General features: G+C 66.2%; 22 protein-coding genes. 3 read left to right on the top strand and 19 right to left on the bottom strand.

Going from position 1 to position 24,653, the window contains the following annotated elements; genetic code table 11:
• Positions 1–36 precede the first annotated feature (36 nt).
• The 7 genes from AB0C34_RS03385 to AB0C34_RS03355 all read right to left on the bottom strand — a co-directional run bounded on the left by AB0C34_RS03385 (position 37) and on the right by AB0C34_RS03355 (position 12,730).
• Positions 37–822 (bottom strand): ribonuclease HII, encoded by a 786-nt coding sequence (locus AB0C34_RS03385; protein ID WP_357068441.1) that lies wholly within the window; start codon positions 820–822, stop codon positions 37–39.
• A gap of 48 nt (positions 823–870) precedes the next feature.
• Entirely contained in the window at positions 871–1,653 is a 783-nt protein-coding gene (gene lepB, locus AB0C34_RS03380) for a signal peptidase I (protein WP_357066990.1), read from the bottom strand.
• 77 nt (positions 1,654–1,730) lie between these two features.
• Positions 1,731–2,072 carry a 50S ribosomal protein L19 gene (gene rplS / locus AB0C34_RS03375; protein WP_067514127.1) on the bottom strand — a complete coding sequence of 114 codons (342 nt, stop codon included), beginning with the start codon at positions 2,070–2,072 and terminating at the stop codon, positions 1,731–1,733.
• Positions 2,073–2,455: 383 nt separating this feature from the next.
• A complete protein-coding gene (locus AB0C34_RS03370; protein ID WP_357066988.1) occupies positions 2,456–3,409 on the bottom strand; it encodes a hypothetical protein in 954 nt (317 codons plus the stop codon).
• Between the two features lie 26 nt (positions 3,410–3,435).
• On the bottom strand, positions 3,436–5,868 hold the full coding sequence (locus AB0C34_RS03365; protein WP_357066986.1) for a Tex family protein: 2,433 nt from the start codon (positions 5,866–5,868) through the stop codon (positions 3,436–3,438).
• Between the two features lie 886 nt (positions 5,869–6,754).
• Positions 6,755–10,984 (bottom strand): helix-turn-helix domain-containing protein, encoded by a 4,230-nt coding sequence (locus tag AB0C34_RS03360; RefSeq protein ID WP_357066984.1) that lies wholly within the window; start codon positions 10,982–10,984, stop codon positions 6,755–6,757.
• A gap of 129 nt (positions 10,985–11,113) precedes the next feature.
• Positions 11,114–12,730: a hypothetical protein gene (locus AB0C34_RS03355; protein ID WP_357066982.1), complete on the bottom strand. Its 1,617-nt coding sequence runs from the start codon at positions 12,728–12,730 to the stop codon at positions 11,114–11,116.
• A 297-nt stretch (positions 12,731–13,027) separates the two neighbouring features.
• On the opposite strand from AB0C34_RS03355, the gene AB0C34_RS03350 reads away from it, so the two are divergent.
• Positions 13,028–13,300, top strand: a complete 273-nt coding sequence (locus AB0C34_RS03350) for a hypothetical protein (RefSeq protein WP_357066980.1) — start codon at positions 13,028–13,030, stop codon at positions 13,298–13,300.
• A 75-nt stretch (positions 13,301–13,375) separates the two neighbouring features.
• On the opposite strand, the gene AB0C34_RS03345 is transcribed toward AB0C34_RS03350, so the two are convergent.
• From AB0C34_RS03345 to AB0C34_RS03330, 4 genes are all read right to left on the bottom strand, one after another.
• Positions 13,376–13,576, bottom strand: a complete 201-nt coding sequence (locus AB0C34_RS03345) for an IS3 family transposase (protein WP_357066978.1) — start codon at positions 13,574–13,576, stop codon at positions 13,376–13,378.
• 70 nt (positions 13,577–13,646) lie between these two features.
• Positions 13,647–13,850 carry a DUF397 domain-containing protein gene (locus tag AB0C34_RS03340; RefSeq protein ID WP_357066976.1) on the bottom strand — a complete coding sequence of 68 codons (204 nt, stop codon included), beginning with the start codon at positions 13,848–13,850 and terminating at the stop codon, positions 13,647–13,649.
• Positions 13,847–14,410 carry a DUF5753 domain-containing protein gene (locus AB0C34_RS03335; protein WP_357068439.1) on the bottom strand — a complete coding sequence of 188 codons (564 nt, stop codon included), beginning with the start codon at positions 14,408–14,410 and terminating at the stop codon, positions 13,847–13,849. Before AB0C34_RS03335 ends, AB0C34_RS03340 begins: the two co-directional genes overlap by 4 nt.
• 34 nt (positions 14,411–14,444) lie before the next feature.
• Positions 14,445–14,732 carry a helix-turn-helix domain-containing protein gene (locus AB0C34_RS03330; protein ID WP_357068437.1) on the bottom strand — a complete coding sequence of 96 codons (288 nt, stop codon included), beginning with the start codon at positions 14,730–14,732 and terminating at the stop codon, positions 14,445–14,447.
• A gap of 281 nt (positions 14,733–15,013) precedes the next feature.
• On the opposite strand from AB0C34_RS03330, the gene AB0C34_RS03325 reads away from it, so the two are divergent.
• Complete coding sequence (locus tag AB0C34_RS03325) at positions 15,014–15,358, top strand: hypothetical protein (protein ID WP_357066974.1); 345 nt, start codon at positions 15,014–15,016, stop codon at positions 15,356–15,358.
• Between the two features lie 681 nt (positions 15,359–16,039).
• Here AB0C34_RS03325 and AB0C34_RS03320 read toward each other — a convergent pair.
• Positions 16,040–17,674, bottom strand: a complete 1,635-nt coding sequence (locus AB0C34_RS03320; protein ID WP_357066972.1) for an AMP-binding protein — start codon at positions 17,672–17,674, stop codon at positions 16,040–16,042.
• Between the two features lie 99 nt (positions 17,675–17,773).
• On the opposite strand from AB0C34_RS03320, the gene AB0C34_RS03315 reads away from it, so the two are divergent.
• Positions 17,774–18,625: a LuxR C-terminal-related transcriptional regulator gene (locus tag AB0C34_RS03315; RefSeq protein WP_357066970.1), complete on the top strand. Its 852-nt coding sequence runs from the start codon at positions 17,774–17,776 to the stop codon at positions 18,623–18,625.
• 162 nt (positions 18,626–18,787) lie between these two features.
• Here AB0C34_RS03315 and trmD read toward each other — a convergent pair whose 3' ends face one another.
• The 7 genes from trmD to ffh all read right to left on the bottom strand — a co-directional run bounded on the left by trmD (position 18,788) and on the right by ffh (position 24,594).
• Positions 18,788–19,477 carry a tRNA (guanosine(37)-N1)-methyltransferase TrmD gene (gene trmD, locus AB0C34_RS03310; RefSeq protein WP_357066968.1) on the bottom strand — a complete coding sequence of 230 codons (690 nt, stop codon included), beginning with the start codon at positions 19,475–19,477 and terminating at the stop codon, positions 18,788–18,790.
• Between the two features lie 64 nt (positions 19,478–19,541).
• Entirely contained in the window at positions 19,542–20,066 is a 525-nt protein-coding gene (rimM, locus tag AB0C34_RS03305; RefSeq protein ID WP_357066966.1) for a ribosome maturation factor RimM, read from the bottom strand.
• The gene (locus tag AB0C34_RS03300; RefSeq protein ID WP_040708791.1) at positions 20,067–20,309 is read right to left on the bottom strand and encodes an RNA-binding protein; all 243 of its coding nucleotides are present in this window, start codon (positions 20,307–20,309) and stop codon (positions 20,067–20,069) included.
• A 28-nt stretch (positions 20,310–20,337) separates the two neighbouring features.
• A complete protein-coding gene (gene rpsP, locus AB0C34_RS03295; RefSeq protein ID WP_357068435.1) occupies positions 20,338–20,763 on the bottom strand; it encodes a 30S ribosomal protein S16 in 426 nt (141 codons plus the stop codon).
• A gap of 241 nt (positions 20,764–21,004) precedes the next feature.
• Positions 21,005–21,742 (bottom strand): class I SAM-dependent methyltransferase, encoded by a 738-nt coding sequence (locus tag AB0C34_RS03290; protein WP_357066964.1) that lies wholly within the window; start codon positions 21,740–21,742, stop codon positions 21,005–21,007.
• 115 nt (positions 21,743–21,857) lie between these two features.
• Positions 21,858–22,916 carry an amidohydrolase family protein gene (locus AB0C34_RS03285; protein ID WP_357066962.1) on the bottom strand — a complete coding sequence of 353 codons (1,059 nt, stop codon included), beginning with the start codon at positions 22,914–22,916 and terminating at the stop codon, positions 21,858–21,860.
• Between the two features lie 124 nt (positions 22,917–23,040).
• On the bottom strand, positions 23,041–24,594 hold the full coding sequence (gene ffh / locus AB0C34_RS03280) for a signal recognition particle protein (RefSeq protein WP_357066960.1): 1,554 nt from the start codon (positions 24,592–24,594) through the stop codon (positions 23,041–23,043).
• Positions 24,595–24,653 lie beyond the last annotated feature (59 nt).

Below are 24,653 nucleotides of genomic sequence, written 5' to 3'. Positions count from 1 at the left end.
GACGTCCTCCTTCTCGCCGCACTGCGTGTGCTGACATCATCGCGCATGAGCGGCATCGGTAGCCACTCGACTATCCGTACCCCCGCTCCGGGAGTCCTCGGACAACGCCGCATCGAGGCTGCCTGACAGTATCGCGTCGGCATCATCAGCAGCCGCCGCGACCGGCCGCAACCCCGCGACCTCGCGGACGTTGCGCCACGACCGGCGATGCTCGCTGCACGGACCGAGGCGCCGGAGCGCGGCCGTGTGTTCGGGCGTGTTATAGCCCTTGTGCACCGCGAACCCGTAGCCGGGCACCCGCGCGTCCAGTTCGACCATCATCCGGTCCCTGGTCACCTTCGCCAGGATGCTGGCCGCCGCGATACAGGACGCGGTCGCGTCGCCGCCGATCACCGGCAACGAGGGCACCGGGATGCCGGGCACCCGGAACCCGTCGGTGAGCACATACCCCGGCTGTCTACCGAGCCCAGCGACGGCACGGCGCATGCCCTCGATGTTGGCGACGTGGATGCCGATCGAGTCGATCTCCCAGGCCGGTATGACGACGACCTGGTAGGCCAGTGCCAACCGCGTGATAACCGGGTATAGCGCCTCACGAGTGGCCTCGGTGAGCTTCTTGGAGTCGTCGAGACCCGCCAGCTTGTCGTATGCCTTCGGAGCGAGCAGGCAGGCGGCCACCACCAGCGGCCCCGCGCACGGACCACGGCCCGCTTCGTCGACCCCGGCGACCGGCCCGAGACCGCTGCGGATCAATGCCGCCTCGAGCGTGCGCAGACCACCGGACTTGCGCATGACGACGCGCGGCGGCCACCCATTGGTTATCGGCACTCGAATCTGCCCCACGATCCAATTATGCTGCGTGCCGCCCGATCAATTCGTCTGGGGATTCTGCGTGCGCACCGGTCCGATCCGGGCGGGCGGCCAAATCTTGAATACCGCCTTGCCGCGGATGTTGTCCACCGGGACGGTGCCCTGCAACTCGTCGGTGATGTGGGCGCGGGAGTCGGCGGACTGGTTGCGGTTGTCGCCCATCACCCACAAATGTCCCTCGGGGACCTTCACCGGCTTGAATTCGCGTCCGCCGCTGGGACCGTAGGGCTGGCCCGGCACATAGGGATACAGATAGCGGGCATATGGCTCGTCCAACGGTTTGCCGTCCACCATGACCCGCCCCTGCGGGTCACAGCACTGGACGGTCTGGCCGCCGACCGCGACGACGCGCTTGACCAGGTCGTTCTCGTCCGGTGGCACCAGGCCGAAGAACGAGAAGAAGTTCTGCACGCCGCGGATGGCAGGGTTGTCCGAGCGGTTCGACTTGTAGAGGGTGTTCCACGAAGGCGGGCCGACGAACACGACCACGTCGCCCGGCTCGGGCTCACCCCAGTAGTAGCTCAGCTTCTCTACGTAGATACGGTCACCGGTGCATCCCGCGCACCCGTGCAGGGTGGTTTCCATCGACTCCGACGGAATCACGTACGGTCTGCCGACAAACGTGACCATCAGCGCGGCGATCACCGCGGCGATCACGATGAGGATCGGCAACTCTTGCCAGAACGGCCGTTGTTTCTTCTTCGTCCGCCGTTTCCCGCGGCCAACCCTAGACCCCTCGTCGCCCGATTCGGACACCGATACCGACCCACTTTCGTCTGCCACGCGGAACAGATTAGCCCGGCATCCGGACTGACGTCCGATGCCGGGCCAACGAGATCTGTTGTGCCGGAAACGCTAACTCAGCGCTTTTCCTTGATCTTGGCGGCCTTGCCGCGCAATTCACGCAGGTAGTACAGCTTGGCACGGCGGACGTCACCGCGGGTCACGACATCGATGTGGTCGATGTTCGGGCTGTGCACCGGGAAGGTACGCTCCACGCCGACACCGAACGACACCTTGCGGACCGTGAAGGTCTCGCGGATGCCACCGCCCTGGCGGCGGATCACGACGCCCTTGAAGACCTGGATGCGCTCCTTCGAGCCCTCGATGACTTTCACGTGCACATTGAGCGTGTCGCCCGGCCGAAAGTCGGGGACGTCGCTGCGCAGCGACTTCTCGTCGACGAAGTCAAGGGTGTTCATTTCCATCCTTCTGGTTCGCGCGAACAGAGGACCCTGGCGGCACTGGAAGTGCTCGACCGGTTCATGCTCCGATTAAGGGGGGTGCGCCGGGTCGATGATCGCCCAGGGCAACCTGAGCATTGTGCCAGATCCATCGGCGACGAAAAAAATCGGCCCGACACAGATCGCCAACAGCCGCGATCGACGCGGTGATCATGTCGAACTCGCCATCGCCAACCAGCCCGCCCGATCTTTCGAATGTGATGCGCCGGATCCCGGCGGCATATTCACCAGGCAACCACGTTCACTTGGCAACCGCGGTCGTCGCCGCGTCCATCGATCGGCGGCCGCGGTGTCGAACGATGTCCGGGCCTACGCGTGAAAACACCCCGGTTATACCCCCACTACGGGGCGGGTTCGCGATGCCGTTCAGCCGGTTCGCTGTGCGGTTCACCGGACACCGAGTCCTGCTCAGAAGACGCGGACGACGGATTCGAGGTGCTGTGGTCGGCGTGCCAGAACAGATGAGGGCGGTGCGGGGGCGGTGGCGCGGGCACCACGCTGCGGGTCAGCTCTGCTTCCGCAGCCGTACGCACGTGTTCGACGTCCGGTTTTCCCGCGACCAGATCCTGCACGAAGATCTTGGCGCGGATCACCGGGCGGCGATAGCGACGTTCGCGGACGATGGATCGGTACCTCAGGCGTCTACGGTCGGCATAGCGCCAGCGCGCCCACGGCGCGCCGGGGCGGCTCAGCCGCAGCGCGCCGACGAACAACAGCGGCAGGAAAAACATGCCGAACAGACCGGTCCAGATTTTGCCCTTGGCGATGACGATGGCGGCCAACGCGAGGTTGACCACCGCGAACACGACGACGAAGAACCTGACCTCGGTGCTGGTATCGCGCCGGAAATCATTGATATCCAGCAACCACAACGGGTGGAAACCCAGCAGCAGCAATCCGGTCACCGCGAGCGCGACGAATACCGCGTCCACCGAGGTGCGCCCCTGCTTCTCCCAGTACACGTCGCGCAAGTAGAAGATCAGCGCGAACTCGTCGAGCACCAGTGCGGCACCGACACCGAAGGCGGCGGCCAGGGCGCCGGCCGTCGCCGCGTTCGCACTCTCGAGCACGGTGACCATGCCGATACCGGATGCCAGCACCAAGACCACCCCGAACACCATGTGGTGGATATGGGTGTCGCCCGCCCGCAGGTTGCCCGGCCACCAACGCACCCGCGCGCGGATCAGCCGCACGCTGAGGCGGATGAACAGGAAGCCGACGATGAACCCGAGGAGGAAGCACAGCAGGGGCAGTCGCCCCTGTGCGATCACGTCCTCCTGGATCCACCGTCGCACCGTCCTACTCCCTCCCGTTCACCGGACTACCGGCCGAATCCTGCCTTGCGCAACGCGTCCGCCATCGCACCACTGGGCGCGGGCGCGCTGCGGCGCTGATTGCCGTCGCGCCGTTGTCCCTGAGTGCGACCTTGGCTTTGCTGCTTGTTCTCACCATTCTGCCGCTGCCTCGGTTCGCCGCCGCCGGATCGGCCACCTTGAGCACGCTGACGGTTGTCGCCGCCCTTTCCCGATACTCCGGGTTCGTCGTCCAGGCGCAGCGACAGGCCGATTCGCTGCCGCGCGACATCGACCTCGAGCACCTTCACCTTGACCACATCGCCGGACTTGACCACCTCGCGGGGGTCCTTGACAAAGTTGTGCGACATGGCCGAAACGTGCACGAGGCCATCCTGGTGGACACCGATGTCGACGAACGCGCCGAACGCGGCCACGTTCGTGACGACACCCTCGAGCACCATGCCCGGTTCGAGGTCGGCGACCTTCTCGACACCCGCGGCGAACTCGGCGGTTTTGAATTCCGGACGCGGGTCGCGGCCCGGCTTCTCCAGTTCGGCGATGATGTCGGTGACGGTGGGCACACCGAAGCGATCGTCAGTGAATTCGTCGGCACGCAGCGAGCGCAGTGCGGTGGTGTTGCCGATGAGTTCCGCGACGCCGCGGCCGGTCGACTCCAGGATCCGCCGCACCACCGGGTACGCCTCGGGGTGCACGGCGGACGTGTCGAGCGGGTCGTCACCGCCGCGGATGCGCAGAAAGCCAGCACACTGTTCGAACGCCTTCGGACCGAGCCGCGGTACGTCCAGCAGAGCCGTCCGGCTGCGGAACGGGCCATTGTGATCCCGATGCGCCACAATGCTTTCCGCCACCGATCCGGCGATGCCGGATACTCGCGACAGTAGCGGCACCGACGCCGTATTCACGTCGACACCGACCGCGTTCACCGCGTCCTCGACCACGGCGCCCAGCGAGCGGGCCAGCAGGGTCTCGGACACGTCGTGCTGGTACTGGCCGACGCCGATCGACTTCGGTTCGATCTTCACCAGCTCTGCCAGCGGATCCTGCAGCCGCCGTGCGATCGACACTGCGCCGCGCAGCGACACGTCCATGTCGGGCAGTTCCTGTGAGGCGTAGGCCGAGGCGGAGTACACCGAGGCGCCTGCCTCGGACACCACGATCTTGGTCGGCTTGTTCTCCGGAATGCGCGCAATCAACTCGACGGCAAGAGCATCGGTCTCCCGCGAAGCGGTACCGTTGCCGATGGCGATGAGTTCGACGCCGAACCTGGCGACCAGCGCGCCGAGCACCGCGAGCGACTTCTCCGTCTGCCCCTGCGGCTTGTGCGGATAGATCACCTCGGTGGCGACCGCCTTCCCGGTGGCATCCACCACCGCGACCTTCACTCCCGTGCGGTAGCCGGGATCCAGGCCCATGGTCGTGCGAGTACCCGCGGGCGCCGCGAGCAGCAGATCGCGCAGATTTGCGGCGAACACGTCGACCGCGTCCTTCTCCGCCGTCTGGCGCAGCCGCATCCGAGTGTCGATGCCCAGGCTCACTTGAAGTTTCGTGCGCCACGCCCAGCGGACCGTGTCCAGCAGCCAAGAGTCGGCGGGACGGCCCCGGTCGGCGATGTCGAACCGAACCGCGATACGACCCTCGTAGATCGTGCGCTCACCCGGCTCCGGCTCCTCGACGTCCGGCGCGAGTTGCAGGGAGAGCACCTCCTCCTTCTCACCGCGCAGCAGCGCGAGGATGCGGTGCGATGGCAACTTGGTGAACGGCTCGCTGAACTCGAAGTAATCCGCGAACTTCGCGCCGGCCTCCTCCTTGCCCGCCCGCACCGTCGAGCTGACCTGACCGCGGTGCCACATCAACTCGCGCAATTCGCCGACCAGGTCGGCGTCCTCGGCGAATCGCTCGACCAGGATCGCGCGCGCGCCGTCGAGCTGTTCGGCGGTGTACTGCGCCGGATCGGTGGCCGGGTCACCGATCAGAGCATCGGCGACCGGCTCGTGACCCGCCTCGCGCGCGATCTGCGCTTTGGTACGCCGCTTCGGCTTGTACGGCAAGTAGATGTCCTCGAGCCGGGCCTTGGTCTCGGCGAGCATGATCTGCTGGTGCAGCGCGTCGTCCAGTTTGCCCTGGCCGCGGATCGACTCGAGGATCGTGGCCCTGCGCTCGTCGAGTTCACGCAGATAGTGCAGGCGCTCATCGAGCAGGCGTAGCTGCGCGTCGTCGAGACCGTCGGTGACCTCCTTGCGGTACCGCGCGATGAACGGCACGGTCGAGCCCGCATCGAGCAGCTCGACGGCGGCGCGCACCTGGGTCTCGCGCACCGCCAGTTCCTCGGCGATGCGACGGTTCACACCGACGCTGCTCGCGCTGTCGAAGCGAGGGGTCGCGGGAGGGAACTGGGTCGGGTCGGACTCTGCACTGGCGGTCTCGGGCGCTGTCGTCACGTCCCGAGACACTACCGTCGCCGCCCGACACATGACTCGTGCCCGGGCGAACCGGCCCACATCAGCTGTCGCCCGGTCCGAGCAGTTGCCTGGATATTTCCCGCATCTCGTCCGTGCGGCGACGGTCATCGGGAATTCCTCGAGCACGTGGACGTAGCGAGGATGTCGAAGCGCGCCAACTCGCCGGTGGAACGCACCCACTTCGCCGCGTCCACCGGCAGGTCGCGCCCGCGCGCACCTGGACAGGCCATCAACTCCGCACCGTGTTTCAGGGCCGGCGCACCGATCGCCTGGTCGTCCAGGATGTCGGGGTGGACGTAGCGGAACTCCTCGATCGCGTACGGGCAGATGGTATCGCCGCCGCGGATGACTGCGTCCTTGATCCCGCCGGAATCGCCAGGTAACCCTCGTCGCCCATCGCGCCGTTGTCGCCGATGTGCATCCAGCGGGCGTCATCACTGGCCGAGGCGGTCTTGTCCACGTAGTTCCCGGAGAATCGCAGCCTCGGTGAACACGGCGCGGGCACCAGCAGCGGGTCAGGGCGGTCAACAACAGTTATCAGCAGGTGGCATGGCGGTCGTCTCGGTTGTCGACCAGGGCCACGGTCGGTCCGGTACTCGATGCTCGGCGGTCGTCGCGATTGTTGTCGGAATGGACGTCGACACACCCGGTACAGCCCGTGATCAGATCGCTGAATTATGAGGATTCGCGTTGCGGTCCACCGAGGTTCGCCGCTTTCCGTCCGGCCGGAGAGTCAGCCCGAAGCGAACTGGAGGTCCCATCGGATCTCACCTCGACCGGGCCGTTTGGCCGTGTTCTGTGCGCAGATCTACGCACAGAGATACCGATGATGCGGCCGGTCAGCACCCGGCCAGAGAGCAGCGATTCAGAATGGCTCACCCATTATTGCTGTCAGGGCTCGTTGGTATCGCGGGCCCGGCGTTACGCGATCTTTCTCCCACTTCGATACGAGTTGTTTTGTGCATCCGTTCGGTTCTCCCAATTCCAGTCCTTTCTCGCGTATCTTGACGGCTAACTCCTCCATGGACAAACCCATCCGCTCACGCGCGAAGTGCAACCGCGCTCCGAAAGATGTTCCAGTTGCCGGTGCTTCTTCGGTCGGCGGCCTGAAGTCCTCGCCGATCACCGCTTCCAACGCACGCCGGTAACGGGCTTGCGGCATCACCTGATCCCTCTCCCACCTGGACACCATCATCGGGGTGCAGTTGTTCGGCTGTCCGGACTCCTGTCCTGCCCGCTGTATCTCGGCAGCGAACTCTTCCTGCGACAGATCCAGTCGTTCGCGGGCGGCGCGCACCCGCGTCCCGAAAGATGCTCCAGCCGTCAGCGCTTCTTCCGTCGCCGTCTGCGTTTCTTTCGTCCACGACCGGAAGTCCTCACCGGTCACCGCCTCCAACGCACGCCGGTAAAGACGCCTGGGCATTCTGCCGTTCGATTCCCAGTCCTGTACCGCGTCCGCACTACAGTTGTTCGGTTGTCCGGATTTCTCTCCTGCCTGGCGTACCTCGGCAGCGAACTCTTCCTGCGACAAGCCCATCCGGATGCGCGCAGCGCGCACCTGCGACCCAAAGGATATTCCAGCTGTCTGTGCGGTATCCGTCGACTGCCCGAAGTCCTCGCCGGTGACCGCCTCCAACGCACGCCGGTAACGCGGCCCAGGCGTCACACGCCCGGTCTCCCATTCCCCCACGAGTTGCCTGCCACATTCATTCGGTTCATCCAGCTCTCGCCCTGCCTGCTGCAGTGCCTCGGCGAACTCCTCCTGCGACATGCCCAGGCGTTCGCGAGCGGCGCGCGCCCGCGCCCCGAAGGACGTTTCAGCCATCTGCGCAATTTCGGTCGAGGACCCGAACCGCTCACCGGTCACCGCCTCCAACGCTCTCTGGTAACGCGGCCCAGGCCACGTGCGATTGTGCTCCCAATCTTGTACTACGCGCGAGCCGCAGTAGTTCGGTTGCCCTAGCTCCTTCCCGGCCCGGCGTATCTCTTCCGCGAACTGTGGCTGCGTCAGGTTCATTCGTTCGCGCGCGGCGCGCAATCGCCCTCCATCGGACAGTCCCTTCGTGAAGGCCGCCTCTGTCGACGACCCGAAATGCTCACCGGTCACTTCCTCCAACGCACGCAGGTAGTGCGGCCGTGGCGTACTTTGGCCGGACTCCCACTTCGATAGCTGGGGGCGAGTGCAGTTGTTCGGTTCCCCCAATTCCTCTCCCGCTCGACGTATCTCGTCCACGAACTCGTTCTGCGACAAGCCCATCCGCTCGCGCGCGGCGCGCACCCGTTCGCCATCGGATAACTGTGTGTTCACATCATCCGGCACCGCGAAATCTGTTCCAGTAGTCTGCGCTGTTTCGGTCGACGGCCCGAACCGCTCACCGGTCACCAACTCCAACGCCGACCGGTAACGCCACCCAGGCGACGTGCGATTATCCTCCCAGTTCTGTATCGCGTGGCGGCTGCAGTCGTTTGGTCGCCCCAATTCTTCTCCTGCCCGGCGTATCTCGGCGGCGAACTCATCCTGAGACAGGTTCAACCCTTCGCGGGCAGCGCGCAATCGCTCTCCATCGGACAACCTTCCCATGATGGCCGGCTCTGTCGACGACCCGAAATGCTCACCGGTCACTTCCGTCAACGCCCGCTGGTAACGCGGCCCTGGCATGTGTCGGCCGGACTCCCACTTCGATACCTCGCCGTTGGTGCAGTTGTTCGGTTCCCCCAATTTCTGACCCGCCTGGCGTATCGCTTCCGCGAACTGTTGCTGCGTCAGATTCATTCGTTCGCGCGCGGTGCGCAACTGTGCCCCGTCGAATAGCCTGGTGTGCACATTCATGTGTGGCTGGACGGGGCCTTGCGTACCTGGCGTGTGCGGTTCAGTTGCTGGGTCGTGACCACCCGTTCGCTGTTCATCGACGAGATCGGCTCGGATAGCGGTGATTGTCTTGTTGCCGTCGGAGAACTGTTCGACTCTCCAGCTCGAGCCCGTCGCCTTGTCCAACAGCGGCCGTAGGGTGGCGAGGTGTTCTAACCGTGGGGCACGGTCAGGAAAGGTGAACCGGAGCGTAACGGCCCCATTCCACGGCAGCGCTGTCGCTGCCAGTGTCACTCTGGTCTGCATACGGGCAAGCCCGAAGGTCACCACTTGGGTGGTCATCCGGGCCGCCGACTGGACTCGGTCGGTGTCCCGCCAACCCGAGCGATGCATCAATTCGGCGACTGCCTGCCCAGCCGCGGGCGCTCGGACGATATCGCCTGGACCGAAGTCCCGGGTCACTGACATCGCGTCGTGACGCGCGCCAGCGTCGGCATCATTGTGGTGTGCATGCACGTTCGTCCCGGTGTCTGCGTCACCGGGGTCCGGACGAGCCGGTGATGTCGCGGCATCGGTTATGTCCTTCGATACCGCGTTCGTTCGGGAATCGGGGGGGTCTCCCCGTGATGTCGTTGGGGAGGGATCGGCGCGCGTAGTCGCGATGCCCGGATCGTGTTGTGGTGGCGGCGGGCCGCCAGCAGGCGGAGGGGACGAGGGTGGCTCGTTGCCGCCGGGGCTCTTTGCGCTCGGGCCGCTCATGACCGGTCCCGAACCGCCGGATCCGGAGTAGGGGCCCGGAACGGTACCGGATGCGTATACCGACCCCGAAGCGGGTGGCGGCGATGGCCTCGGCATGGGATCGGCTCCCCGGTTTTCGCCCGGGCTGCCGTCGCCGTGGGCAGACATTCTCGGTGCCCGGGCCGGATCTGCACCCACACCGGAAAGTATCGGGGCTGGTGGGGCATCCAGAGGTATGGCCTTGGGTTTGACGTGTTCGACGATGCCTGGTGCCTGCTGCAACACCGGATGCGTCCCCACCCCACCGGTGACTGCTATGGGCGCGTGCGGCTGTGCCGTGTCAGGCTGAAACTCGCGGAACCGGCCTGTCCCGGCGACGATTCCCGACCACTCCGAAGGCATTCCCTCCCCACCCGCAGCAGTGGTTTCCGGCGCCTCCGGCACGGGTCGAGCTGGAACCGCGCCCTTCTCCGGGGGCCGCATCCCGCCCTCCGAGACTTTCGCGTCGGCTGCCTCCACTGTGTTGTGGGTCTTCTGGTCGACCGCATCTATAACCTCCCGAGCAGGAGGCTGGTGCAGGTAGCGGGTGGCATCGCCAGGGGTGGTCGGCTCGGGCCTCGCGTGCGCGTGCTGACCCACCATGCCGAGGGCGGCACCGCCGAGTAGGTCCGCCGGGCTCAGATGAAACTCTCCGGTCAACAGGCGGGCGGTGAGCACACCACCCACGACGCCGAACGTCCCGCTGATGCCCGCAACCGCCATTCGGCCCCCGCGGCTGGACTGCGCGTGTGGCATATACTTTTCGGCCCATCGTGCGCCGGCTATGCCAGCGAAGGTCGCGCCCGCACCGGTGGCGAATGAAAGACCGACCGAATCCCAGTCCTGCACACCGTCGAGGGCGATCGTTTGTGCGGTGATATCGATCCCGGCGTCCAGCGCACCGGAACCCACCCCATAAGCGGCGGGCAGGGCCGCACGCTCGATCATGCTCGCGGCCGATGGGGCCACGCGCACAACGATATTGTTCAGCAGGCTCACCCGCTCGGCCGCTCTCGCCGCCGATCGCACGGCTACGCGCTCCGACCAGGCGGCCAGATAGGCCAGACACTTCTGCCTCCATGTGGCCAGAACGGCGATGCCGCCCAGGCCCGAGGATCCCGTCCAGGCGACATAAAACTGCCAGGCCGCGGTGATCCCGAACAGCGCTAGTTCTACTGCCGTCCGCAGAGCCGTCTCGTGCTGCTCCCTGCACTGGTCAGCGAAGTTGTAGCAAACTGCGGCGTGCTGCTGGAGGGCCTTTTCGAACTCTGCTGCGGCCCTGACCGGTTCTTCGCGATTGATCACCTCGGGCAGGCCGGAAACCGTGGGCTGCAATGCCTGACTGTGCTGGAGAAACCGGTCGCCCGCAGCCCGCCAGTAACCCTCCATCCGGAGCGGGCCGTACACTTGCTGTTCTGACGGATACTGGTCCTGCCACAGCGCGTACTGGACGGGAGCTGGAATTGCGGCCAGCACATCGAACGGGTACATCGTCGTCGCCGTTGTCATCGACGCACCACTTCCGCTCGAGTTCGAACCGCCATACCACAGAGCTGGCGCCTCCCCAATGACGCGCCAGCCACATGCATTCCGGCAGGATGAACGAATCGAGGCTACGTCAGCTTTCGCGCGAGGACACTATTCCCATCTGCGGTGAATTACATCTCCTTGCGTGCTCTCGACAAGATGCCGATGCAATGTCCGCGCGGGTGCGGTGGCGTAGCGACCGTTCAGCACGACATCGGTGAACGCCTCCGCCAGCGCTTCGCCGGGTTCGAGCCGCCCGTGCTCGAAACTTCGGCCGCTGAGCGCGCTGCGCCAGTGCTTGAAGCCGCGCAGCACCCGGCCGAGGTCGTCGGAATAGTGCCCGGTACCCACGAGTTCGAGGTACTCGGCGATCAGTGCTCGCTGCGCGCGGCGCCGAGCGACGCCACCCGCGCCGAGGTCGAGGACGCGGCCGAGCTGCCGGACAGTCGCCGCGTAGACAGGACGCTCGGTGGAGCAGGCCACGACCGGTTCCGGTGACCGGATAGCCGCCAACACCTCGGCCAGTCGACGCCGATCTTTCGCGACCCCGGCGTCGAGGACGACCGACCAGTGCGACACCATCCGCCCGTCGATCTCGATGACGTCATCGCGCCGCGTGGCCACGACAGTGCCTGCGAGTGGTGAGATCTCGACCACGCGGAGGCCCGGTACCCGGTACCTGGTGAGCACGTCATCGAGGGCCGTGGCGAACTCCGCGACCGTGAGGTGGTCGAGGTGGGGGTCGTTGAATCCGACCACGTCGATATCGTGCCGTGCCGCCAGCGACCGGGCCAGGCGCTCGACCGCAACGGGATCGGTGTGCGGCCAGGGTGCCGCGGTCGGCGCGGGGCGTGGCTTCTTATCGGGGTCTTTCCGTCGGCGCGGTGTCGGTTTGGGCGTCGGTCGGGGGGTTTCGTCCGCTGTCCGCCGAGGAGGCTGCGCGCCCGCTCTCGACCATGGCGTGCCCGGCGGCTTGCCAGCGTTCGGTGCGGTGACGCCTTGCGGTGCGATCTTGCCGACGGGCTGTGGCACCGCGGCTGTCTCGCCACGTCGCGGAGTCGTCGCCGCGGAGTGGTTGCGGTCGGCGGAGACCGAGGAGTTCACGGCGGGCGGTGCTCCTGGCCGAGTATCGCGATCGGGTCGGGGATACGGAGCCCCCGGCATCGCGCCGGGTTGCTCGGTCGAACCGTCGGTCGGTTGCGGTGTACCGGATCCCGTATCGCCAGGTGATGGGGAAGCGGAACGGTCCGCGGCATCGGGCACGGCCGACTCGTCACTACCGGTCGGCGGTGCCGGATCCCATGCCTTGTCCGCGGTGGACGACGATGGCGCCCATCGCGGTTCGCCCCCGACAGCGCCGGGCAGCGTGTGGCCCGGGGGGCTGGCGTCATCTGCTCCAGGTTCGGCCGGCCTTCCGCCGGTATTGTGCAGTTGCACGGCGCCGTGACGGTCCTGCGCCTCGAAACTGTTTGCGGCGGCGGTCAGTTGGCTACCGAACGAGCTCAGCGCCTGCGCGAGAGCACCGAGGCCGGCCAATCCCTTCTCCGCGTCGGGCAGGTAGTACTTCTCGAAGGCCTTGCCGGACTCGTTGTCACCCCAAGGTCGGCCTTCCAGGGCAAGACTGCGTCGCAGTCCCTCCACCATCTGCCGAGCTTGCTCGCCGATCTTCTCGACAGTTGCTCCGTGGGCTCGGAGCCCGTCGAGATCGACCTCCAACGGCTTACTCACACCTGAGTTGGTCACCACGTCAGCCGAATAAATACGAACCGCAACCACGGCCAACGCTGTCCAGCTTGTCCTTGGTCGTCCCGAATCTGCCCTTGCCGGTACGGGTCGAGCACATTGGAGCCGTGGTGACCGACACGATCGAAGTCCGCGTGATCGGCGAACGCGACAACATCAAGGTCATGACCTCCCCGGACCCGGTGCGCGACATCGTCACCGATCGGCGCATTTTACCCAACGCAACGGCATCGGCGCCAGCGCCTACCGCCGAGCCCGACTCCGCAGCCGAAAGGAGGACGCATGCCACGACTGATGTCCTTCGCACTCACCGAACCCCCGGTCCGACAACGCACTGAAACTGTGACCTGGCCAGCCGGATGGCTGGTTCCGCGGCCCGGCGACCGCGTCACGCCGCGCCGGAAGGCGCAGGGCCGCAGGTTCGGTGAACCGCTGGAGCGCAGCACCGACGTCGAACTCGTCTCGATACATCGGGAACGACTCGACGCCATCATCGCCACCGACCACCGCAGGGCTCCCGGCGCTCCGAAACGCAAAACCGTCCTCCCGCGATGAACCGCAACTGCTCCGAAAGTTGGACCGGTGATCAGTTTTCAGGCGGCAAGGGCTCGAGCCGGTATTGCACCGAGGTCAGGCCCTCGAGCTTTTGATTCGAGTCGTGTTGTACCAGGTGATGTAGTCGTCGAGCGCGGTCGCGAACGCTTCGACGGTGTGGAAGCGATGGTGGTGGAACAGTTCTTCTCCGCGGTGGCCGAGGAAGTTCTCCGCGACCGCGTTGATGTCGTAGCAGTTGGCTCGGCGATGACATCCACTGGGACGCTCCGACACCATGCGCAAGCACTCACCGGCACCGGAACAGCGAAGCCCCGCCGAAGCGGGGCTTCACGAGTGCGAACTCCAGTCAGTAACGGTTGAATTCGCCGTTGTGTGCACCCGACAGGAATACATCCCACTCGGTTGGGGTGAAGACCAGCGCGGGGCCGGAAGGGTTTTTGCTATCCCGCACGCCGACCATGCCCCCGTCCAGATGCGCCACCTCCACGCAATCCTTGGCCCCCTGGCTCCGGCTGCTCTTGAACCACTTCGCCCCGGACAGGTCGATCATTTATCCCACTCCTTCAGGTTTGTCAGCACCATATCCCTGGATGCCGCTTCGGGTAACGCTACATGTGCCAACCTGCGGGTTACGTCTACATACTGAGCCACCTCAACGTCCCGCTCCAGGTAGAGATCACCGACGAATCCCTCCATATAGGCCACGGGCGGTTCGATAAGCCTAGATGTCGGCAGCGGAGGGAACTCGAACAGGACGTACGACCGGGTTAGCAGACCCACCGGGCTGTCTGCGGTAAACGGCACGATGCGCACCGATACGTTCTGTAGCGCCGACAAGTCGATAAGGTGCCGAAACTGATCCGCAACGACTCTTCGGCCGCCTACCATGTAGCGCAGCACCGCCTCAGAGAGGATCGCCTCGAACCGAAAGTCATTGTTGGTCAGCAGATCTTGCCGTTTGCCTACCATATCTAGGATGCGCTCAACTTCCTCCGGTGGCATGTCTGGCCGCTCGGCCCACATGAGCGCTCGGCGATACTCGCGGGTCTGCAATAACCCGGGCACAAGTGTCGTCTGCCACGAGATGACGTGATTGGCAGACTCTTCCAGTGCCAGGTAGTAACTGAACGCGGATGGAATGGCATCAGCATAGGCCCGCCACCAGCCCCCGCCCGAAGCTTGCGATACACGTATCTCTTGCGCCAGATCGAGGAGTAGTCTGCGTTCCTCGTCGTCGGCCCGAAGCGTTAGCTAGGGCATTTATTCCCAAGTTGGTTATCTTGGTAACCCTGCCATCTTCGAGACGACCGTACGACTGGGGTGAAACCTCCACGATGCGTGCGGCATCGGCTTGCGTGATGCCGTTTCGCTCTCGGAGCCCTTTCAACTGACGGCCCAAAGCCCGTCTGGGAAGCGTAGATCCAGTGGTCATCATTACCCCCGCTAAGTGGATCGGTGAAATATGGCAGGTTCCGTGGTGGAAGAGCACTGATTCCCCCATGGAATATCCACGATAGCGCTTCGAATCTTGCTGTGCAGCAGGTCCACTGAAGAAGCGCGCCCGGTACAGACCAGCCTCTCCCTCTCGTCCCAGAGGGAGAGGACACCACCGCACGGCCTGGAGAGCCAAACGGTGATGGTCCGGTATCTCGGAGCGAAACCCCGCCGGACTCTGCACCGGGCGCGCACCAAGACTAGCCACTGGAGCGCGCTATGTCGTACGCGATTCTGTATCTGAACGCCCAACAGTTCACCGACGAGGAAAGTCGAACCCTCCAAGAGCTTCGGTGCGGGGCACTCGCACCCGCCTTCGGCCTGGACCTGGGACGGTCGGTCATTGTCGATGAGCGTGAGCGTGATGAGCATCCATGGACACTCCAGGAAGCGCTCAGAACCGGTCCCGCCGCGATCGTCACATATTCGCTGGCGCACATCGACTATCGACCTCAGAGGATACTGACGACCTGCAACTTGCTCGTGGTGAAACCACAGGGCTGGTACCACAAAGGACATACCGGCTTCATCGCAGGCATGTCCATAGCCCCCACCAGCGACTGAGCCGCAATGGACATCGACCGAACCACCCGCAATTCAACGTGTCCTGACGAGATTCAGCCCTATGTCGACCCGAAAGTAACAGAAGCACTTATCGCAAGTGCTGATCCCACTATGGAGACGATCCAGCGGATTGCAAAAGCACTCCGTGAGTTGGTGGACCAATGATCCCCACCGCAAGACCCACGCCAACCCCTCGAATACTCGGCGGCAAGCAAATTTCAGAAGGAATAGTCATGCGAGCATCTATCGTCCCGTTGGCCATCTGCTTGTCCGGCGTTGCCGGCGCGAGCATTGCCAATGCCACGCCGACGCCAGTAGCTAATTCGGGAAGGCATGGGGCGGGGGCGAGGAAGCCGAGGAAGTGTCGTGGAGCCATGCGCCGGCTCGGTGGGTGACCTGCCGGTCTCATCCTCGAGACGTAGCGCCTGAACGCGACGCTGGGCCAGCCGCCGCTGCAGGTCACCGTGGGGTTGCGCGCTGACCGTGCTGGCCGAACCGGCCAGCACGGCACCTCTGTCCATGGCGAAACCGGCCTGGAACAGGGCCGTCGCGCCGTCCTTCGGACGCACAGCGAACTGCGGCAGTGGCGGTTCGGCCAGTTCCCGCAGCGGGCGCACGTGCCACGTACCTGAACGAGCAGCGCAGTGTCCGAGACGCCGGAAGCATCACTGGGCAGCGACATCACCGAACCTCCCCCTGCCGGAGCACGAATCGCTGCACCTTGCCGCTGGGCGTCTTCGGCAGACTCGGCACGAAATGGACCTTGCGCGGGTAGGCGTGCGCGGCGAACCTCGTCTTCACCAGACTCTGTAGTTCGGCCTCCAGTTCGGCGCCGCCCGCGCCGCCGTCGCGCAGCACCACGAACGCCTCCAGCACCTCGCCGCGCAGCTCGTCCGGCATGCCGACCACAGCCGCCTCGGCGACCTGATCGTGCACCACGAGCACGCTCTCCACCTCGAACGGGCCGATACGGTAGCCCGCCATGATGATCACGTCGTCGTCGCGAGCGGAGAAGCGGAAGAAGCCGTCCGCGTCCTGCGATCCCGCGTCGCCGCTCAGATACCAGCGGCCGTCGGCGGTGTAGCGCTGGGCGGTACGTTCCGGGGCATCGAGATAGCCGAGGAACCACAGCAGCGGGCTGTGCTCGGTGTCGATGGCGATCCGGCCCAGTTCACCTGCGGGAGCGATGGTGTCGGCGTCGTCGGCGAGCACAGCACAGGACCAGCCCGGCAGCGAGTGGCCCATCGAGCCCATCGGCGTGCTGGTATCGAGGTCGTCGTGCCAGGCGTTGCAGATGACCATGCCGTGCTCGGTCTGGCCGTAGTGGTCGCGCACCGCGACACCCAGGGACTCGATCGACCAGGCGACGACCTCGGGCGTGAGCGGCTCGCCCGCCGAAGACGCTCGGCGCAGCTGGAAACGCATCAGCGGCATGGTGCGGTCGGCACGCAGCGCTCGGTACACCGTGGGGGCCGCGGCGAAATTGGTGACGCCGAATTTTTCGAGCACCTGCCGCGTCAGCAGGGCGGAGAAGCCCGCGTGCAGCAGGATGCTGCGGATCCCCGTGGCCAGCGGGCCGAGTATGGCGTAGTACAGGCCATAGGCCCAGCCCGGGTCGGCGGCATTCCAGAACACGTCGTCCGCCCGTACGTCGAGCGCGAATTCCTGATACGCATGGAAGGAAGCGAGCGCGCGCAGCGGAATCGGGACACCCTTGGGCGTGCCAGTGGTCCCACTGGTGAACAACTGAACCAACAGTCCGTCGCCACCGATCGTGACCGGCCCGGCATGCGGGTGGGTGGCCGAGTGGGCGTCGAGCAGATCGGCCATGCGCAGCGCGCCCTCGGGAACGTCCGCGCCGGTGACGATCAGTCGCCACGGCGGCTCGGCCGGCAGATTCGGGCCGGCGGCCAGTTTCGGCGCCTGGTCGGCATCGGCGACGACGATCGAGACGCGGGCGACCGCGAGCCGCAACGCGATCGCGGGCGGGGCGAACGCGGTGAACAGCGGGACGTGCACGGCTCCGCGGCGCCAGATGCCGAGCAGCGCGACCACCAGGTCCGCCGACTTCGCCATCAGCGTGGCGACCCGGTCGCCGGGCCGCACACCGAGTTCGGCGAGCGCCGCGGCGAAACGGGCCGAACGTTCGCGCAGCTCGCCGTAGGTGAGATCGGTCGACGACAGGTCTGCCTCGACGACGGTGAAGGCGACCTGCTCGGCCGGATGCCGATCACACAGCAGATCCGCCGCCGTCGCGTCGCTCCGGTCGTAACAGTCCAGCAGGTCGCGCACCCGCTGATTCGGATCGGTGCCCATCTCGCTTCTCCTCGTACCGTGACCCGGCGCAACCCGGGTGTGCAATAGGATGTAGGTCACATCCCGTTTGCCACTACCCCCGAAAAGGGGTGAGTCCCCGTGACCCACACCGCATTGCTGCGTCCGCGTGACGGGGACGCGTTGCGCGCCGAGATCCGCTGGGTGGCGGGCAAGGCTGCAGTGCCGGTGGTCTTCGGCGGGGAAGTACATGAGGACGCGCTATTGCTGTCGGAATTCGTCGGCACCGTAACCAACGGCCTACGCGGTCTGTCCGTGTCGCGCGCCTCGGGGCTGGGCGGGCGTGTGATGGATTCAGGGCATCCCGCCTCGGTCGCGGACTATCCCAACTCCTCCTCGATCACCCACCATTACGACGGCCCGGTCTCCGGCGAAGGTATTCGCTCCGTGCTCGCCGTCCCGGTGGTCGTAGACCAGCGATCCCGCGCCGTGCTCTACGCCGCGACCCGCGGCAGCAGCCCGCTGGGCGATCGCACCGCGGATCTCCTCGTCCAGGCGGCTCGCCGCCTATCCATCGAGATCACCATCCGCGACGAGGTCGACCGCCGGCTGCGGCTGCTCGCGGCGACCGTGCCCGCGGCCGATACGACACCCGAGATCACCGAGGAACTGCGCGACATCCACGCCGAATTGCGCGGCATGGCCCGCTCCACCGAGGACGACCGATTACGCGGCCGCCTGCACGCGGTGTCCGAACGGCTCACCCGCGCTCTGGTCGGCACACCGCGCACCGACAGCCAGACCCTGTCGCGCCGCGAACTCGATGTGCTCTCCCACGTCGCGCTCGGTTGCACCAATCAGGAAGCAGCACAACGTCTCTCGCTCGGAACGGAAACCGTCAAGAGCTACCTGCGCAACGCGATGGTCAAGCTCGACGCGCATTCTCGCCACGAAGCGGTCGTAACGGCTCGCCGCCACGGACTTCTCCCCTGACGACCGCACGGGTATGGACGTTGCGATGTGCGAGAATCCACAGACCACGCAGCATGACACAAGCCGGAGGACCTCGACCGGGTCGAATGAGGTCTGATCGCTCGACGCATTCCCGGTGCCGGTCCAGGTCGCCGAGCCACGACCTATTCTCCGGTCCCCGAGTTACGCGTCATGGTCCCGCAGCAGATCCGGGCGGCGCGCACGCGTGCGGGCGAGGCCCTGTTCGCGGCGCCAAGCGGCCACCTTCGCATGGTCGCCGGAGAGCAGGACCGGCGGAACATCCAGGCCACGCCAGGAGACCGGGCGAGTATAGCTGGGCCCTTCGAGTAGGCCGTCGGAGAACGAATCCTCTTGGTGGGACTGCTGATTGCCGAGCACGCCGGGCAGCAGCCGGACCACGGCCTCGGTCATGACGAGGACCGCCGCCTCGCCGCCGATCAGCACGTAGTCGCCGATGCTGACCTCTTCCACTCGGACACGGCGAGCCGCGTCGTCGAAGACCCGCTGGTCGATGCCCTCGTAGCGACCACAGGCGAAGACGAGATGCCGCTGCGCGGCCCAGCGATGCGCGGTGGCCTGGGAGAATGGCACGCCTGCGGGAGTAGGGACGACCAGCAGTGCGTCATCCGGGCAGACCTCGTCGAGAGCCGCACCCCACACAGTCGGCTTCATGACCATGCCGGGTCCACCGCCGTACGGGGAGTCGTCGACCGACTTGTGCACATCGTGAGTCCAGCGGCGCAGATCGTGCACCGTGAGCGAGATCAGCCCCTTGTCGATCGCCTTGCCCAGCAGCGCGGTGCGCAGCGGTTCCAAGTACTCCGGAAAGATCGTGACGACATCGAGTTTCATGCCTGCCTCCTGTCACCCGGGCGTCGACGCACCCCGTCGGCCGAGCGAACCGTCTCACCCCGACTCATTCCGGGTCGAGCAAACCCTCGGGCGGGTCGATGACGACAAAGCGGTCGGTGACCGACACCGTCGGCACGATGGCGGTGACGAACGGAATCAAGATCTCCCGGCCGTCCTCGGCGGCGTGCACCGAGAGCAGTTCGCCTGCCGCGGAGTGCAGCACCTCGCGGACGGATCCGACCACTGTGCCGTCGGTGAGCCGGACTTCCAGCCCCTCCAGTTCATGGTCGTAGAACTCGTCCGGATCCTCCGACGGCGGGAGGTCCGCGCTGTCGATCACGAACAGCGTGCCGCGCAGCGCGTCGGCGGCGGTGCGATCGACGACACCCGCCAGAGACACCAGAAGTCGGCCCGAGTGCTCTCGGGCCGACTCCACGGTGAAATCGCGGATTTCCTCGGATCGCGCCAGCCGACCACGCAGCACCGAACCCGGCGAGAAACGCGCCCCGGGCTCGTCGGTACGTACCTCGACGACGAGTTCGCCATGCACGCCGTGTGACTTGGCGACCCGACCTACGACGAGTTGCATCTACTGATCGGTGTCGACCACGTCGACCCGGATACCCCGACCACCGATACCGGCGACGAGGGTGCGCAGCGCGGTCGCGGTGCGTCCACCGCGACCGATCACCTTACCCAGGTCATCGGGATGAACGTGCACCTCGACCGTGCGTCCGCGACGGCCGGTGATCAGCTCGACGCGGACGTCCTCGGGGTTGGCGACAATGCCGCGAACCAAGTGCTCGACGGCATCGGCGACGACGGCGCTCATGAACGCGCCTCGCTGCGCTCGCTCAGCATTACTCGGCGGCCTCGGTCTCGGCAGCCTCGTCCTTCTTGGCCGCCTTCTTCTTCGGGGTAACCGCTTCGGCGACCGGCTCGTTGTCGGCAGCGGCCAGCGCGGCGTTGAACAGGTCGAGCTTCGACGTCTTGGCCGGCTTGACCTTCAGGGTGCCCTCGGCGCCGTCGAGACCCTTGAACTTCTGCCAGTCACCGGTGATCTTCAGCAGCTGGAGGACCGGTTCGGTCGGCTGTGCGCCGACACCCAGCCAGTACTGAGCGCGCTCGGAATCGATCTCGATGAGCGACGGCTCTTCCTTCGGGTGGTACTTGCCGATGGACTCGATGGCCCGGCCGTCCCGGCGAGTGCGGGCGTCCGCGACGACCACACGGTACTGCGGGTTGCGGATCTTGCCCATACGGGTGAGCTTGATGCGAACAGCCACTTGCTGATCTGCCTTTCGTTGGTTGGTCACGACGCAATTCAGCAACCCGCACGGTCTGCGAGCCCGGTTTTGCGTTTGGCGTGTGTGACCGCCGCGCGGTGCGTAACCGGAGACGGGCTGACACTTGTCCGGATGGACGGTGGTCCATTGTGCCAGACGAGCCGGTCTCGCCAGAAATCGCGCCCGGCGTCGACGAGCCGACAGCCGGATGCCCGGTACTGATCCTCGAGCGACGAGCCGGCTACCCCGGCGCGGTCGCGGTCAGGGCTCGGGTGGGCATCCAGGGGCCGCCCCACCACATCTGCCAGCCGAGCGGGCGACCGGCAAGCGCCGTGGCGCCGCTCGCGGCGAGGGCGGTGCGGTATTCGCGGGTCCTGCCGATATCGACGATGACCAACCTGCCGCCGGGGCGCAGCACCCGCACGGCCTCGCGGACCGCGGCGGCCCGGCCCTCAACGGTCTGGATGCGGTGGATGGCCAGGCTGGAAACGACCACGTCGAATGCGCCGTCCGGGAACGGCATTCGGGTCATGTCGCCGGTGCGCAATTGGATGCGTTCGGCGACGTTCTCCGCGACGGCGTTGCGTTCGGTGGCGGCTGGACCGGCGTACGAGTGGTCGACCGCGCGCCACAGGTCCAAGCCGACAGCGCATCCGGCGGGCAGCCGCCGCGCCGCCGCGAGCAGCACGGCGCCCCGACCGCAGCCCATGTCGAGTAATCGCTCGTCCCCGCGCAGGTCGAGGTCGTCGAGCAGTTGGGCCCAGACCTGGAATTTGCCCCGCCTGGTCGCGTGCAGGAACAAGCCGAACTGCGCGGTGAGAACGACACCGATCACCAGGAGCAGCACGCACGGGCGCATGTGCTGGAACAGCGCCACCACCAGCGCCGCCGCCAGGTATCCGACCGCGAGAACTCCCAGCAGCCGCAACACCGACGGCGCGTCGATGCCGTACGACGCTCGCCACGGAGGGGCAATCATCGGCAAAGTGTATCGAGCGGCAACGGCATTCGCGGTAGGTTTCCGCCGGTCAGCTCACCAGTGCCGACCGCAACTTCGCCGCACGCCGGCGAAATGGGCCCACGCCGACCGAAAGTCAGCGGTGGCTGGTGACCGGATCGCGTGTGCCGAACACTCGTCCGCGCAGAACGACGGCGTACGGGGCGGTGAGCACCTCCGGATGGGTGCGCGGGTCGTCCTGGTAGACAATGAAATCCGCGGGAGCGCCGTGCTCGATACTCGGCCGGTCGAGCCAAGCACGGGCATTCCAGGAGGCTGCGCCGAGCGCGTCGTGCCGGGACAGGCCCGCAGCGCCGAGCGCGGCGACCTCGTCGGCGATGCGCCCGTGTCGGATGGATCCGCCCGCGTCGGTGCCCGCGAAAATGGGCACACCCGCCTCGTGTGCGGCGGCGACGGTACCGCGAACCCCGCGGTGCAGGTCCCGCATATGCGCGGCGTATACCGGAAACCTGTGCGCGCTCGCGGCGATCTCCGGGAAGGTGTCGATGTTCACCAGTGTGGGAACCAGGGCGGTGCCGTGTTCGACCATCATCTCGATGGTCTCGTCGGTGAGCCCGGTGCCGTGTTCCAGGCAGTCGATACCAGCGTTGATCAGGCCGGGCAGTGCGTCCTCGCCGAACACGTGTGCGGTGACGCGGGCGCCGTTGGCGTGGGCGGCGTCGATGGCCTCTTTCAGGATCGCGTCGCTCCACAACGGGCAAAGGTCGCCGACGGAACGGTCGATCCAGTCACCGACGATCTTCACCCAACCGTCGCCGAGGCGCGCCTGCTCGGCGACGATGTCCGGCAGGTCACGTTCGTCGTCGAGTTCGATACCCAGCTCGCGGATATAACGCCGCGGGCGGGCGATGTGGCGGCCCGCACGGATGATCCGGGGCAGTTCCTCGTGGTCGTCGATGAACCGGGTGTCGATCGGCGAGCCCGCGTCGCGCAGCAGCAGGGCGCCGGCCTCCCGCTCGGTCTCGGCCTGCGCGATGGCGCCCACTCGGTCCTCATGGCCCCCGCCGTACCGGATGCCCACGTGGCAGTGCGCGTCGACCAGGCCGGGGACGATCCACCCGGTGCGACACAGCGTTTCGGCGCCGGGCACGGGTTCGAAGGACAGCAGGCCGTTCCGCACCCACAGATCGCGCATCTCAGCACCAGGCAGAACCACACCTCGCAGATGCACAGCAACCTCCCGAACTCGTCAGCTACCTCCAACCTACTGTCCGGGCAGCATGAGAGTTACCCCAGCGATGCCACGCTCGGGCAGAAATTTACTTCTTCGGAAAATTCAACTTGGAGAGATCGAAACCCTCCAGGCCGGGCGGCAGCTGGTCGAGACCGGCAGGCATCTGGGAGATATCAGGCATGCCGGCGGGCAGTCCCGGCATGCCGGGGAACCCACCGCGCACCTTCGGCGGCGTCGGACCACGCCCACCCTTCTTGCCCTTCTTACCCTTCTTGGTATTGCCACGCCGCGAGCCGGGCAGGCCCATCTGACGGCCCATCATGGCCATCATCTTCTTCGCTTCGAAGAACCGGTCGACGAGCTGATTGACCTCGGAGACCTGGACACCGGAGCCGTTGGCGATGCGCAGCCTGCGGGAGGCGTTGATGATCTTGGGATTGTCGCGTTCGGCGGGGGTCATGCCGCGAATGATCGCTTGCACGCGGTCGAGTTGCTTGTCGTCGATCTGGGCGAGCACGTCCTTCATCTGGCCGGCGCCGGGCAGCATGCCGAGCAGGTTGCCGATCGGCCCCATCTTGCGGATGGCCAGCATCTGGTCGAGGAAGTCCTCGAGGGTGAGTTCACCACTGCCGATCTTGCGGGCGGCGTCCTCGGCCTGCTGCGCGTCGTAGACCTGCTCGGCCTGCTCGATCAAGGTGAGCACGTCGCCCATGCCGAGGATGCGGCTGGCCATCCGGTCCGGGTGGAAGACGTCGAAATCCTCGAGCTTCTCACCGGTGGAGGCGAACAGGATCGGAACACCGGTGACCTCACGCACGCTCAGCGCCGCGCCACCGCGAGCGTCACCGTCGAGTTTGGTGAGTACGACGCCGGTGAAGCCGACACCGTCGCGGAACGCCTCTGCCGTGCTGACGGCGTCCTGACCGATCATGGCGTCGAGCACGAACAGGGTCTCGTCCGGACGCACCGCGTCGCGGATGCCGGCGGCCTGCCGCATGAGCTCGGTGTCGATGCCGAGACGACCCGCGGTATCGACGATGACGACGTCGTGCTGCTTCTGCTCGGCTTCGACGATACTGCCGCGCGCCACGTTCACCGGGTCGGCGGCGGTGATGCCCAGCGGGTTCTCGCCACCTCCGACGGAGGTGCCGGGGTGCGGTGCGTAGACCGGCACGCCCGCGCGCTCACCGACCACCTGCAACTGCGTGACGGCACCCGGACGCTGCAGATCACAGGCGACCAGCAGCGGCTGATGCCCCTGGCCCTTCAGCCATTTCGCCAGCTTGCCCGCCAGCGTCGTCTTACCCGCACCCTGCAGACCGGCGAGCATGATCACCGTCGGCGGGTTCTTGGCCAGGTTCAGCCGTCTGGTCTCGCCGCCGAGGATGCCGACGAGCTCCTCGTTGACGATCTTCACGACCTGCTGGGCCGGATTCAGCGCCCCGGAGACTTCGGCGCCCTTGGCGCGCTCTTTGATCCGGCCGATGAAGCCACGCACCACGGGCAGCGCGACATCGGCGTCGAGCAGAGCGAGCCGGATCTCGCGGCAGGTGGCGTCGATGTCGGCCGGCGACAAACGCCCCTTACCACGCAGATCCTTGAGGGCACCGGTAAGCCGGTCGGACAGGGATTCGAACACCGATCGCGCTCCTGATCTCGGGGGACGTCACATTCTCTCCCAGGGTAGTGGGATCGCCA

The sequence above is a fragment of the Nocardia sp. NPDC049220 genome (assembly GCF_040647855.1).
In the GTDB taxonomy this organism is placed as follows: domain Bacteria; phylum Actinomycetota; class Actinomycetes; order Mycobacteriales; family Mycobacteriaceae; genus Nocardia.
This window is presented reverse-complemented; position numbering and strand designations above follow the sequence as displayed.